Here is a 13996-nt window from a genome sequence, read left to right as displayed (position 1 = left end):
CCCTCGGCGCCGGCTTCGATTGACGTCTTCAGCAAGGACACCCTCCGTGGGCTTTTCGACCATCTTCATCCGCCGTCCGATCGCCACCTCGCTGCTGATGGCGGGCATCCTGCTGCTGGGCATCCTGGGCTACCGGCAATTGCCGGTGTCCGCGTTGCCGGAAATCGATGCCCCCAGCCTGGTCGTCACCACCCAGTACCCCGGTGCCAACGCGACCACCATGGCCTCGCTGGTGACCACGCCGCTGGAGCGGCAGTTCGGGCAGATTTCCGGGCTGCAGATGATGACCTCCGATTCGTCGGCGGGGCTGTCCACGATCATTCTGCAGTTCTCGATGGACCGGAACATCGATATCGCCGCGCAGGACGTGCAGGCGGCGATCCGCCAGGCCACCCTGCCCTCGTCGTTGCCCTACCAGCCGGTCTACAACCGGGTGAACCCCGCAGACGCGGCGATCCTCACGCTCAAGCTCACCTCCGACACGCTGCCGCTGCGCGAGGTCAACCGCTATGCGGATGCGATCCTGGCCCAGCGCCTGTCGCAGGTGCCGGGCGTGGGGCTGGTGTCGATCGCCGGCAACGTGCGGCCTGCGGTGCGCATCCAGGTCAATCCGGCGCAGTTGTCGAACATGGGCCTGACCATGGAGTCGCTGCGCAGCGCACTGACCCAGACCAATGTCAGCGCGCCGAAGGGCTCGCTCAACGGCAAGACCCAGTCCTACAGCATCGGCACCAACGACCAGCTCACCGACGCGGCGCAGTACCGCGAAACCATCATCAGCTACAACAACGGCGCACCGGTGCGGCTGGCTGATGTGGCCAAGGTCGTCGATGGTGTAGAGAACGACCAGCTGGCCGCCTGGGCCGATGGCAAGCCGGCGGTGCTGCTGGAAATCCGCCGCCAGCCCGGTGCCAACATCGTGCAGACGGTGGAGCAGATCCGCAGCATCCTGCCGCAGCTGCAGGGCGTGCTGCCGGCCGACGTGCACCTGGATGTGTTCTCCGACCGCACCGAAACCATCCGCGCCTCGGTGCATGAAGTGAAGTTCACCCTGGTGCTGACCATCTTCCTGGTGGTGGCGGTGATCTTCGTGTTCCTGCGCCGGCTGTGGGCCACCATCATTCCCTCGGTGGCGGTGCCGTTGTCGCTGGCCGGCACCTTCGGGGTGATGGCGTTCGCGGGCATGTCGCTGGACAACCTGTCGCTGATGGCGCTGGTGGTGGCGACCGGATTCGTGGTCGACGATGCGATCGTGATGATCGAGAACATCGTGCGCTACATCGAACAGGGCAAGAGCGGGCGGGAAGCGGCCGAAATCGGCGCCAAGCAGATCGGCTTCACCGTGCTGTCGCTGACCGTCTCGCTGGTAGCGGTGTTCCTGCCGCTGCTGCTGATGCCGGGCGTGACCGGGCGCCTGTTCCATGAGTTTGCGTGGGTGCTGTCGATTGCGGTGGTGATCTCGATGCTGGTGTCGCTGACGCTGACGCCGATGATGTGCGCCTACCTGCTCAAGCCCGACGCCCTGCCCGAAGGCGAGGACGCGCACGAACGCGCCGCCGCCGCCGGCAGGACCAACCTGTGGACGCGCACCGTGGGCGCCTACGAGCGCAGCCTGGACTGGGTGCTGGCGCACCAGCCGCTGACCCTGGCGGTAGCGATCGGCGCAGTGGCGCTGACCGTGGTGCTGTACGTGGCGATCCCCAAGGGTTTGCTGCCCGAGCAGGACACCGGCCTGATCACCGGCGTGGTGCAGGCCGACCAGAACGTGGCGTTCCCGCAGATGGAGCAGCGCACCCAGGCGGTGGCCGCGGCGCTGCAGAAGGACCCGGCGGTGACCGGCGTGGCCGCCTTCATCGGCGCCGGCACCATGAACCCGACCATCAACCAGGGCCAGCTGGCAATCGTGCTGAAGACGCGCGGCGACCGCGAGGGCCTGGACGAGGTGCTGCCGCGCCTGCAGAAGGCGGTGGCCGGCATTCCGGGCGTGGCGCTGTTCCTCAAGCCGGTGCAGGACGTCACCCTGGACACCCGCGTGGCCGCCACCGAATACCAGTATTCGATATCGGACGTGGACAGCAGCGAGCTGGCCACCTGGGCCGGGCGCATGACCGAGGCGATGCGCAAGCTGCCCGAGCTGGCCGACGTGGACAACAACCTGGCCAACCAGGGCCGTGCGCTGGAACTGAGCATCGATCGCGACAAGGCCAGCATGCTCGGCGTGCCGATGCAGACCATCGACGACACGCTGTACGACGCCTTCGGCCAACGCCAGATCTCCACCATCTTCACCGAACTCAATCAGTACCGGGTGGTGCTGGAAGTGGCGCCAGAATTCCGCAGCAGCACTGCATTGATGAACCAGCTGGCGGTGGCCAGCAACGGCAGCGGCGCGCTGACCGGCACCAATGCCACCAGCTTCGGCCAGGTGACATCCTCCAACTCGTCCACCGCCACCGGCGTGGGCAACCAGAACACCGGCATCGTGGTCGGCGCCGGCAGCATCATTCCGCTGGCCGCGCTGGCCGAGGCCAAGGTCACCAACACGCCGCTGGTGGTCAGCCATCAGCAGCAGCTGCCGGCGGTGACCATCTCCTTCAACCTGGCACCCGGGCATTCGCTCTCGCAGGCCGTGGCGGCGATCGAACAGGCGCGCGCAGACCTCAAGATTCCTACCCAGGTGCATGCGGAATTCGTCGGCAAGGCCGCCGAGTTCACCGGCAGCCAGACCGACATTGTGTGGTTGCTGCTGGCGTCCATCGTGGTGATCTACATCGTGCTGGGCGTGCTCTACGAGAGCTACATCCACCCGCTGACGATCATCTCCACGCTGCCGCCGGCCGGTGTCGGTGCGTTGCTGGCGTTGATGGTGTGTGGGCTGAGCCTGTCGGTGGACGGCATCGTCGGCATCGTGCTGCTGATCGGCATCGTCAAGAAAAACGCGATCATGATGATCGACTTCGCGATCGAAGCCCGCCGTACCGGCGTCAACGCGCACGAAGCGATCCGGCGCGCCTGCCTGCTGCGGTTCCGCCCGATCATGATGACCACCGCCGCCGCGATGCTGGGCGCGCTGCCGCTGGCATTGGGCACCGGCATTGGTTCGGAATTGCGCCGCCCGCTGGGCATCGCCATTGTCGGCGGCCTGCTGCTCTCGCAGCTGGTCACGCTGTACACCACCCCGGTGATCTACCTGTACATGGAGCGCGCCGGCGAGCGCATGCGCGATTGGCGCGCGCGACGTGCCGCACGCCGCGATGGCGTGCCTCCGGCATCCACGACGGAGCGCCCGGCATGACGACTGGCGCAGTGATTGCTGATCGGGTTGCCGGCCGGCGGTTTCGTCTGCGCACGCAGGCACTGGGACGTGGCTTTGACCTTGTTCGCCGACTCCCGATTCCCAATTCCCAATTCCCGGCGCCACAGCCATGAACATCTCCGCGCCCTTCATCAAGCGCCCGATCGGCACCTCGTTGCTGGCGATCGGTTTGTTCGTGATCGGATTGATGTGCTACCTGCGGCTGGGCGTGGCGGCGTTGCCGAACATCCAGATCCCGGTGATCTTCGTGCACGCCACGCAGTCCGGCGCCGACGCCAGCACCATGGCCTCCACGGTCACCGCACCGCTGGAACGCCACCTGGGCCAGCTGCCCGGCATCGACCGCATGCGCTCCTCCAGTTCGGAGAGCAGCAGCATGGTGTTCATGATTTTCCAGAGTAATCGCGACATCGATTCGGCCGCGCAGGATGTGCAGACCGCGATCAACTCGGCGCAGTCCGATCTGCCCTCCGGACTCGGCACGCCGATGTACCAGAAGGCCAACCCGAACGACGACCCGGTCATCGCCATCGCGCTGACCTCCGACACCCAATCGGCCGATGAGCTCTACAACGTGGCCGACTCGCTGCTGGCGCAACGGCTGCGGCAGATCACCGGCATCAGCTCGGTGGATATCGCAGGTGCCTCCACACCAGCGGTGCGCGTGGATGTGGACCTGCGCGCGCTCAACGCATTGGGCTTGACCCCGGACGACCTGCGCAACGCGGTGCGCGCGGCCAACGTCACCTCGCCGACCGGCTTTTTGTCCGACGGCAACACCACCATGGCGATCATCGCCAACGATTCGGTGGCCAAGGCCGCCGACTTCGCGCAGCTGGCGATCTCCACCCAATCCAACGGGCGCATCGTGCGGCTGGGCGATGTGGCCACCGTCTACGACGGCCAGCAGGATGCCTACCAGGCCGCCTGGTTCAACGGCAAACCCGCGGTGGTGATGTATGCCTTCACCCGCGCCGGTGCCAACATCGTCGAAACCGTGGACCAGGTGAAAGCGCAGATTCCCGAGCTGCGCGCCTACCTGCAGCCCGGCACCACCCTCACACCGTATTTCGACCGCACGCCCACCATCCGCGCCTCGCTGCATGAAGTGCAGGCCACGCTGATGATCAGCCTGGCGATGGTGGTGCTGACCATGGCGCTGTTCCTGCGCCGCCTGGCGCCCACGCTGATCGCCGCGGTCACCGTACCGCTGTCGCTGGCCGGCTCGGCGTTGGTGATGTATGTGCTCGGCTTCACCTTGAACAACCTCAGCCTGCTGGCGCTGGTGATCGCGATTGGGTTCGTGGTCGACGATGCGATCGTGGTAATCGAAAACATCATGCGCCACCTCGACGAGGGCATGCCGCGCCTGCAGGCCGCACTCACCGGCGCGCGCGAGATCGGCTTCACCATCGTGTCGATCACCGCCTCGCTGGTGGCGGTGTTCATTCCGATGCTGTTTGCCAGCGGCATGGTCGGCGCGTTCTTCCGCGAGTTCACCGTGACCTTGGTGGCCGCCATCGTGGTCTCGATGTTAGTGTCGCTGACGCTGACGCCGGCGTTGTGCAGCCGCTTCCTCTCCGCCCATACCGCGCCGGAAACACCCAGCCGTTTCGGCGCCTGGCTGGATCGCATGCACGACCGCATGCTCGCGGTGTACACCGTGGCACTGGATTTTTCGTTGCGGCATGCCTTGCTGTTGTCGCTGACGCCGCTGGTGCTGATCGCCGCCACCATCTTCCTGGGTGGCGCGGTCAAGAAGGGCTCGTTCCCGCCACAGGACACCGGCCTGATCTGGGGCCGCGCCAATTCCAGCGCCACGGTGTCGTTTGCCGACATGGTCAGCCGCCAGCGCCGCATCACCGACATGTTGATGTCCGACCCGGCAGTGAGGACCGTGGGCGCGCGCCTGGGCTCCGGCCGCCAGGGGTCCAGCGCCTCGTTCAACATCGAATTGAAAAAACGCGACGAAGGCCGGCGCGAGACCACCGCGCAGGTGGTTGCGCGCCTGAGCGCCAAGGCCGACCGCTACCCGGATCTGGATTTGCGCCTGCGCGCAATCCAGGACCTGCCCAGCGACGGCGGTGGCGGCACCAGTCAGGGGGCGCAATACCGCGTGTCGCTGCAGGGCAACGACCTGGCGCAACTGCAGGAATGGCTGCCCAAGGTGCAGGCCGCACTGAAAAAGAATCCGCGCCTGCGCGATGTCGGTACCGACGTGGATACCTCGGGCCTGCGCCAGAACATCGTGATCGACCGCGCCAAGGCCGCGCGCCTGGGGATTTCAGTGGGTGCCATCGATGGCGCGCTGTATGGCGCGTTCGGCCAGCGCTCCATCTCCACCATCTATTCGGATCTCAACCAGTACAGCGTGGTGGTCAATGCGCTGCCATCGCAGACCGCCACGCCCAAGGCACTGGATGAAGTGTTCGTGCCCAATCGCGCCGGCCAGATGGTGCCGATCACCGCAGTGGCCACGCAGGTGCCGGGCCTGGCACCGCCGCAGATCACCCACGACAACCAGTATTCGACGATGGATCTGAGCTACAACCTCGCACCGGGCGTGAGCACCGGCGAGGCGGATCTGATCATCAAGAACACCGTGGAAGGGCTGCGCATGCCCGGCGACATTCGCATCAGCGATGGTGGCGGCTTCAACGTGCAACTCAACCCCAATTCGATGGGCGTGTTGCTGCTGGCTGCAGTGCTCACCGTGTACATCGTGCTGGGCATGCTCTACGAGAGCCTGATCCACCCGGTGACCATCCTGTCCACGCTGCCGGCCGCCGGCGTGGGCGCGCTGCTGGCGTTGTTCATCACCAACACCGAGCTTTCGGTGATTTCGATGATCGCGCTGGTGCTGCTGATCGGCATCGTCAAGAAGAACGCCATCATGATGATCGACTTCGCACTGGTGGCGCAGCGCGAGCATGGCAAGGATGCACGTGCGGCTGCACGCGAGGCATCGATCGTGCGCTTCCGCCCGATCATGATGACCACGATGGTGGCGATCCTGGCCGCGGTGCCGCTGGCGGTGGGCCTGGGCGAAGGCTCGGAACTGCGCCGGCCGCTGGGTATCGCGATGATTGGCGGGTTGGTGTTCTCGCAGGGCCTGACCCTGCTGAGCACCCCGGCGCTGTATGTGATCTTTTCCTGCCTGAGCGAGCGCTGGAAGGCGCGCCGCGCGCGCAAGCGTGCACAGCGAGCCGAACGCGCCGCCGCACGCCGCCCGGCAGCCTCCGCACACTAAGAGCGGCTAACAAAACGTAGCGAGCAGCCGTCAGGTGGGTGCGGACGGCGCGGAGGAACCGGAATGTACGTGGGTACATGAGGATTCCGAGCACCGGCCGCGCCCGCCCGGCGGCTGCGCAGTAGTTTTGATAGCTGCTCTAAGCTGCGGCGCTGTGACCACGTTAGCCCACGCGGGCCGACGTGGCGGGACGGGCGGGCCGCTCGCGCCCGCTTGAGCGGATGCAACTGAAAAATCTCCGCACGCGTGTCGATCTGCCGCGTGCTGGTTCGTCGTGTCTGCAATGGCCGCAGTGAGCGGTCATCCGCCCAACATTACGAAGGAGATCCGCATGCGCTGCATGGCCATCATCAAGGCAAGCCCCGAATCCGAAGCCGGCATTCTGCCCAGCGAGCGCCAGCTCACTGCGATGGGTGCGTTCAACCAGGAACTGTTCGACGCCGGCATCCTGCTCGGCGGTGAGGGGCTGCATCCCAGCGCGCGCGGGCTGCGCCTGCAGCTGGATGCGCACGGCAGCCGTGTCACCTCCGGCCCGTTTGCAGCCACCGGCGAATTGATCGCCGGCTTCTGGCTGCTGCAGGTGAACTCACTGGACGACGCCGTGGCGTGGTTGAAACGCATGCCCAATCCCGACAACGCGCCGATCGAGATCGAATTGCGCCCGGTCTTCGAGGCCGAGGACTTCGGCACTGCATTTACTGCCGAGGCACGCGCCCTGGAAGACGCGCTGCGCCAACAACTCGCCCACTGATCCCCGCACCAAGGAGACCGCCCCATGCACGTCACGCCCTATCTCAATTTCAACGGCCATTGCCGTGAGGCCTTCGCCCATTACCAACGCGTCCTCGGTGGCGAGTTGATGCTGATGACCTACGCACAGATGCCGGCAGACAGCCGCGATGACGGCTGCGCCGACGTGAGCGCCGCGGCACCGGACCAGGTCATGCACGTCACGCTCGCCGCAGGCGAAGCGCCACTGCTCATGGGCTCGGACATGCCGCCCGGCCAGCACGCGCCGGGCGGCTCCAACATCGCGGTCGCCCTGAACTTCGATGACAACGCCGAGGCAGAGCGCGTGTTCGCGGCGCTGGCCGAGGGCGGCCAGATCGGTATGCCTATGGAGGAAACCTTCTGGGCCGAGCGCTTTGGCATGTGCATTGACCGGTTCGGGATCCAGTGGCTGGTCAACGGGCGCTACCAGCAGAGTTGACCCCAGCCGTTACGCTCGCTCGCAGGAGCTGCCCATGCACCCACAGCGCGCGATGGATGCACATATCGTGTCACTGCCGCTCGCCATCGCGTTCTTCCACGCGATGGGGCTGCGCCTGCTGCCCTGTAACGTGTGCGAGGACTGTTTGATGTTGCGGGGTATGTGCGCAGTCGCCACGGTGCAGTGTCTTGCGCCGATGGCACGGATGACGCAGCAGCCGTGCACCGCGTGCAGCAGGGCGATCTGGAGCGCGCAGTGCACACCGTCACGTGTCGCCGTGCACACCACGCCGCCTGCAGAAACGCTGCTGCAGCATCGCTGGCAGACACAGCGCACGTTCGCACGCTGCGGCGATGCAGATGTCCTGCACAACCTCTGCGAACCGGGCTGAGCCATGCAGGCGCGCTGCGGCGCGTCTTGCTGGCGACACGCGGGAATGCTCTGATCGGTGCCCATGGCCGCGACCGACATTTCCGCACTGCTGGACACCCTGTGGCGCCGCGAGGCCTCACGCATCATCGGTGCGTTGGCACGCCAGCTCCGCGACGTCGGGCTGGCCGAAGAACTGGCGCAGGATGCGCTGGTCGCTGCACTGGAGCATTGGCCGCGCAACGGCATTCCCGACAACCCGGCCGCGTGGCTGATGACCACCGCCAAGCACCGCGCCATCGACCGCCTGCGCCACTATCAGTTGCAGCGGCGCAAGCACGATGCGCTGAGCTTCGAGATCGAACGCGAACAACAAGCCGCCAGTGCCGCGCAGGTCGTCGATCCCGATGATGACCTGGGCGATGACCAACTGCGTTTGATGTTCGTGGCCTGCCACCCGGCGCTGGGAACCGATGCGCGTGTCGCACTGACCTTGCGCCTGCTCGGCGGTTTGAGCACCGACGCGATCGCACGCGCGTTTTTGGTGCCGGAAGCCACCATCGCCCAGCGCATCGTGCGGGCCAAACGCACGCTCAGCGACAAGCAGGTGCCGTTCGAAGTGCCGCGCGGGAGCGAGCGGCATGCGCGGCTGGCCTCGGTGCTGGAGGTGCTGTACCTGATCTTCAACGAAGGCTACGCGGCCAGCGACGGCGACGATGCACAGCGGCCTGCGCTCTGCCACGAAGCGCTGAGCTTGATCGGCGTGCTTGCCGAGCAGATGCCCACTGCCGCCGAGGTGCATGCATTGCGCGCGTTGATGGCATTGCAGGCCTCACGTAGCGCTGCGCGCAGCGATGCCAGCGGCGCACCGGTGTTATTGCTGGAGCAGGACCGCAGCCGCTGGCATCAACCGCTGATCCAGCTCGGCCTGGCCGCGCTGGCCCGCGCGCAGCAGTTGGGAGGTGGCGAAAGCAGTTATGCCTTGCAGGCTGCCATCGCCGCCTGCCACGCCACCGCCGCGCAGGCGCAGGACACCGACTGGTCGCGCATCGCCGCGCTGTACACACGGCTGGCGCAGCGCGTTCCATCACCGGTGATTGCACTCAATCGCGCCGTGGCCATCGCCATGGCCGAGGGCCCGGCGGCAGGGTTGGTGCTGGTAGAGGCATTGCAGCAGGACAACACGCTGCGTCACTATCATCTGCTGCCCAGCGTTCGCGGCGACCTGCTCTACAAGCTCGGCCGGTTTGACGAAGCACGCGCTGACTTCCTGCACGCCGCCACGCTGGCCGGCAACGCACGCGACAAGACATTCCTGCTGGCCCGCGCGGATGCCTGCACCGGATTACCCGCGTAACGCACGCGTTGTCGTTTTACGTGCTTGCTTGCGCCGAACGATTAGATGGGTTCGCCGCACGTACCGCAGCCCCAATGCGGCGCGGCACGCGATACAAACGCCACCGCCTGGCTACACCAGCAACGCCCGCAACGAGTCGCGCTCCAGCTGCGCATACAGCGCAAACTCGTCATGCACCGGCGCGCCCAGTTCGCGTTCGAAGGTGCTCTTGCTGGCGTGCGCGGCATAGGCGCGCTGCTCGGCGCCGCCCAGATTGGATTGAAAGATGCCCGCCGCGCTCACCGGCAGGAAGTCTTCGTAGATGATCGGATCGGCGCGCACCAATCCCAGCGCGATCGCGGTTTCGGCCGGCATCGCGGCAACCTGCGCCGGGTCGGCGCGGCCGGCCTCGGTGAGCGCGTAACGGAAATACCCCAGGCCTTCCTGGCGCAGCACCGCTTCATCATCGGGGAACGCAACGAACGCGGTCTGCAGCACGGTGGCGTAATCGCTGCCGGTACTGCCGGCGCCCTCGGTCTCGCGCGCCTGCGCCAGCAACGCGTCGTACAGCGCGCGGCCCTTGGGTGTGAGTGCAAGCCCGCGCTGCTCGATCTCGCCGAAGCGCGCGGTATGCGTGCCCTGCTCGGCCTGGCCCGTTTCGCCCAGGAAGCGCACCGGCTCTTCCAGCGCCTTGAAGCTGGTCTGCCGCAGCAGGATCGGCACGCGCCGGCGTGGCGGGCCTTCGATGACCGCCTTGGCCTCGATGCCGGCGCGCTGCATCTGCGCCTGCGCCGCATCGATATCCAGCGTGCGCGGCGTGAGGTGATTGATATGCGGGCCGTGGAAACTCACCACGTCGGCAATCAGCTTGTGCGCCTGGCTCAACGCGCGGTAGGTCGGCAGCGCCACCGTTGCATCGCCGTGCCAACGGAAGGTTTCCAACGCCTGTGCCACGAACTGCTGCGCCTGTGTCGCATCCAGGCCTCCAGCACGCTCGTGCTGCTCGATCAGTGCCAGCGCCTCGGCGGTGAAGATCTGGCGTTGCGCCAGTATCTCCGCCGCCTGCGCGCGCAACGCCGGATCTTCGATCAGCTCCAGGCGCAGCAGCGAGGTGAACACGCGGAACGGATTGGCCGACAACGCTGCATCGTCGATCGGGCGGAAGGCGGTGGAGTGCACCGGCACGCCCGCAACAGAGAGGTCGTAATAGCCCACCGGGTGCATGCCCATCACCGCAAACAGCCGCCGCAACGTGGCCAGCTCCTGTGCCGTGCCGACCCGGATCGCACCATGCCGCTCCAGATCCAGCCGCGCGCGCTCGTCGTTGCGTTGCAGCCGCGCCGCCAGTGCCGGATCGGCCTGCAGGGTCTGCGCGTTGACGTCGGCCACCAGGGTCATCAGGTCGCCATACAGCGGCACCTCGGCGCGATACATGTCTGACATGGCCTGCGCAAACAGGCTGCGGATCTGGTCAGGGGAAACAAACACGGTCTCGCGCATGGGACAGTCTTGGCAGTGCCGGCCACTGCCGACGTTGCCCCATTCTCGCCGACCCTGCCAGCTGGCGGCCAGCTGCAAGGCAGCATCGGCATCGCGTGTTGGCGGGCAGACAGCAGCGCTGCCAGGCGCCGTTCGGCTTACTCGCGCGCCATGCTGCGCAGTGTCGCGTCATTGCGCCGTGCCGCGGTCATCGGCAAGTCCATCGCAGCGCCCGTTGCGCCTGCACCATCGCGCTGCCACGCGACAGCTACCGCGCTACAACCCGGCCTGCACTGCTGCTTCGGCCGCCTCGCTGGCCTCGCGCGCCGCTTCCAGGCGCTGGGTATGGTCACCCAGTTGGCGGCGCAGCAGCGCGTCCAGCGTGATCGGCCGCTCCCAGCGGTCGTAGCTGGCCACGATGGCGTGGCGCAACGCACGCAGGTGCGCCGTGTCCGGCGCCACCGACAGCCGCGTGATCACGCCCTGCCAGCCGTCGTGATGGTCGCGGCTGAAGGCGCGCACGGTGTCGCGGCAGGACAGCTGCACCGTCTGCGCCCAGAAACAGGCGAAATAGATGTCCCCCGCATGCCAGCCGTGCACCTGCAGCAGCGCCTGCACATAGCCGCGGCGTACACCGGCGTAGCGCGCCACCTCGTCCATGAAACTGTCCGGATAGCGCTGCGCGTAGCTGCCCATATCGGCCAGATGCTGGTCCACCCAGGCGTCGCCGGTGCCCGGCATCACTGCCGGCGCGGTTTCCTGTCCCGTCGCGGCAGCGGCCGACGCAGGCGCTGCTGGCGCTGGCGCACTCTGCGCCGCGGCCCATGCAGGCAACAGCAGCAGCGCCAGCAGCAGCGGCACGGTTCGAAGCGACAGGGCGTGCAACACAGGCATGCGCAGATGATGCCGCAAGCCTGTGCGGCTGTCAGGCCGGTGGCGCATCAGCGCAGATCGTACACGCCGTAGTAGTGCACTTCACGGCAGCCGCTGAGATCGCAGGATCCGATGTAACCCGGGCCGACATACCGCTGGCGCGCATCGCGGTTGTGCGGACTGCTGTACGGGTCCGGGCCGTACAGCCCGTTGCCGTAGTACACCTGCCCGTAGGGGCGGTTGCGGCTGGCACCGAGCCGGATCGCGCCGTAGCCGTAGCCATCGCCGTAGCCGGCGCGTGCCCAGGGACTCGCGCCGTCATCGCCAGCAGCGTGGCGCGCACCTGACCGTGGCTGTAAACGCGCCACGCTGTCGCCTTGCGCGTCCACATAGCCGTTTTCAGGATCGAACCGCACCTTGCGCACATACACCAGTTCGCCATCGATGCGGCGCGTCTGCAGCTGCACGAAGGTGCCGCCATCGTCGTAGTAAGGCTGGCCTTGCCGGAACACCACCTCGCTGGGGTTGACGCGCTCCTCCTCCAGCTCCGCTGCCAGCAGCGGCGCGGAACAGCACAACACCGCCAACACCAAGGCACGCGCGGTGGACGCTTGCAGCAACGAAAACACCTTCATCAGATTCCCTCCTCGCTCGGCGGCGCACCGCGCCGCTCCAAAAAAACGTCCTGTCCACTGCAGTGCGGTGGAACGCGCCGTGCCGTCCTGCCCGGCAGTGCCGGCTCAGCTTACTGCTGGCGCCCCGCCAGCGCATCCAGCGCACGCACGGCGGCCGGCCAACCGGATGGGTCCGGCACTTCGCGCAGGCGCGGCTCATCCGCTGCTACGCCATGGTCCTGCTCGTGTGCCCAGGTCACCGCATACGGTGTGTAGATGCCCCAGCCACCGATCGCCAGCACCGGCTCGACATCCGAACGCAGCGAATTGCCGATCATCACAAAGCGCTCCGGCGGCAGATCGAATTCGCCCAGCACGCGCGCATAGGTCTGCGGATCCTTCTCGGACACCACCTCGATGCGCGGAAACAGATCGCTCAAGCCCGACTGTTCGATCTTCTGCTCCTGATGGAACAGGTCGCCCTTGGTGATCAACACCACCGCGTAGTCGGCGGCGATTGCAGCCACCGCCTCGCGCACGCCGGCAATGACCTCCACCGGGTGTTGCAGCGTGGCGCGGCCAATCTCGACGATGCGCTGGATGTCGCGTGCCTCGATGCGCGCTTCGGTCAACTCGATGGCGGTTTCGATCATCGACAACGTCATGCCTTTGGCACCGTAGCCGAAGATCTTGAGATTGCGCCGCTCCACTGCCAGCAGATGCTGCTGCATGCGGCTGTCGCCCAGGTCCAGATAGCCGGACAGGATGGCCTCGAAGTCCGCTTCGGCCGTGCGGTAATAATCCTCGCTCTTCCAGAGGGTGTCGTCGCCGTCGAAGCCGACCAGTTGGATCGCCTGGCCGTCGCGCTGTGCAATGGGAGTCATCGGGCAAGTCTAGCAGCGCGCATGGCCGTGTTCAGCGTGGCTGGCGGCGTGTGACGAGCCGTCGCCAACGCAGGCTGCAACGACCGTCGCGCGCGGTTGGCAGATGCGGATTGCTGACCACGGCAGCGCGCCTGTTGGCGGCGGCACCGGCATCTCAATCGCGCCCTCAGTCCCCCGCCGCGTCGCCCGGACCGGGCTGGTAGCTGGCGAATTCGTCCCGCGACAGGCGGCCGTCGCCATTGCTGTCGAACCGGGCGAAATTCTCGCGCAGCACCGGGTCCGCGCCGGCTTCCGCAGCGGTCAGCGAGCCATCGGCATCGCTATCCAGGCTGCGGAAACTGCGCGGGCCCAAGGTCCCGGCCTGACTGGGCAGCGCCGCTTCTGCGCCGCCTTTTGCACCAGATGTGGCCGCGGGCGCCGCGGGCAACAACGGCGTGCTGGCCGGTGCCGGTGGATCAATCGGCAGCGGCGCCATGGTCTGCGTGCTCGATCCAGGCGCGGCCGGGGCCGGCGCAGGCGTGACAGGCGGCAGTTCCGGTGGGGCGGCCCACACCATGCCCGTTGCCGACAAGCCGATCAGTAGTGTGAGACGCACAGACATAGATGACCGCCGGGCACAGGAAAGCAGTGCACGTTAACCCGGTAGACGTAAAAAGAACGGGAGC

Annotated in this window: 10 protein-coding genes and 1 other RNA gene; 5 read left to right on the top strand and 6 right to left on the bottom strand. The window is 66.7% G+C overall.

The genetic code is table 11. The features are described 5' to 3' along the window. The first annotated feature begins 46 nt into the window (after nt 1-46). On the top strand, nt 47-3295 hold the full coding sequence (locus QRM60_RS19095; RefSeq protein WP_285446849.1) for an efflux RND transporter permease subunit: 3249 nt from the start codon (nt 47-49) through the stop codon (nt 3293-3295). 130 nt (nt 3296-3425) lie between these two features. Continuing rightward, nucleotides 3426-6566, top strand: a complete 3141-nt coding sequence (locus tag QRM60_RS19090; RefSeq protein WP_285446848.1) for an efflux RND transporter permease subunit — start codon at nt 3426-3428, stop codon at nt 6564-6566. 4 nt (nt 6567-6570) lie between these two features. Here QRM60_RS19090 and QRM60_RS19085 read toward each other — a convergent pair. Beyond that, nucleotides 6571-6645: non-coding RNA, sX9 sRNA (locus QRM60_RS19085), on the bottom strand. A gap of 252 nt (nt 6646-6897) precedes the next feature. Here QRM60_RS19085 and QRM60_RS19080 point away from each other — a divergent pair. The 3 genes from QRM60_RS19080 (at nt 6898) to QRM60_RS19070 (ending at nt 9502) form a co-directional block, all read left to right on the top strand. Beyond that, nucleotides 6898-7317, top strand: a complete 420-nt coding sequence (locus QRM60_RS19080; RefSeq protein WP_285446847.1) for a YciI family protein — start codon at nt 6898-6900, stop codon at nt 7315-7317. Nucleotides 7318-7341: 24 nt separating this feature from the next. Beyond that, nucleotides 7342-7776, top strand: a complete 435-nt coding sequence (locus QRM60_RS19075) for a VOC family protein (protein WP_285446846.1) — start codon at nt 7342-7344, stop codon at nt 7774-7776. Nucleotides 7777-8230: 454 nt separating this feature from the next. Further along, nucleotides 8231-9502, top strand: coding sequence for a sigma-70 family RNA polymerase sigma factor (locus QRM60_RS19070; protein ID WP_115003750.1), 1272 nt, complete (start codon nt 8231-8233; stop codon nt 9500-9502). A 111-nt stretch (nt 9503-9613) separates the two neighbouring features. Here QRM60_RS19070 and QRM60_RS19065 read toward each other — a convergent pair whose 3' ends face one another. The 5 genes from QRM60_RS19065 to QRM60_RS19045 all read right to left on the bottom strand — a co-directional run bounded on the left by QRM60_RS19065 (nt 9614) and on the right by QRM60_RS19045 (nt 13932). Then, entirely contained in the window at nt 9614-10981 is a 1368-nt protein-coding gene (locus QRM60_RS19065; RefSeq protein ID WP_225043378.1) for a VOC family protein, read from the bottom strand. 255 nt (nt 10982-11236) lie between these two features. After that, nucleotides 11237-11902 (bottom strand): hypothetical protein, encoded by a 666-nt coding sequence (locus QRM60_RS19060; protein WP_115555195.1) that lies wholly within the window; start codon nt 11900-11902, stop codon nt 11237-11239. Then, on the bottom strand, nt 11902-12468 hold the full coding sequence (locus QRM60_RS19055) for a hypothetical protein (protein ID WP_115555194.1): 567 nt from the start codon (nt 12466-12468) through the stop codon (nt 11902-11904). The genes QRM60_RS19060 and QRM60_RS19055 overlap by 1 nt, the downstream gene beginning before the upstream one ends. A gap of 110 nt (nt 12469-12578) precedes the next feature. After that, nucleotides 12579-13331 carry an HAD family hydrolase gene (locus QRM60_RS19050; RefSeq protein WP_115555193.1) on the bottom strand — a complete coding sequence of 251 codons (753 nt, stop codon included), beginning with the start codon at nt 13329-13331 and terminating at the stop codon, nt 12579-12581. 166 nt (nt 13332-13497) lie between these two features. Next, nucleotides 13498-13932, bottom strand: a complete 435-nt coding sequence (locus QRM60_RS19045; protein ID WP_011270048.1) for an EF-hand domain-containing protein — start codon at nt 13930-13932, stop codon at nt 13498-13500. Between the last annotated feature and the right edge of the window lie 64 nt (nt 13933-13996).

The organism is Xanthomonas sp. fls2-241-TYG-148, from assembly GCF_030208815.1.
GTDB classification, from domain to species: domain Bacteria; phylum Pseudomonadota; class Gammaproteobacteria; order Xanthomonadales; family Xanthomonadaceae; genus Xanthomonas; species Xanthomonas campestris.
This window is presented reverse-complemented; position numbering and strand designations above follow the sequence as displayed.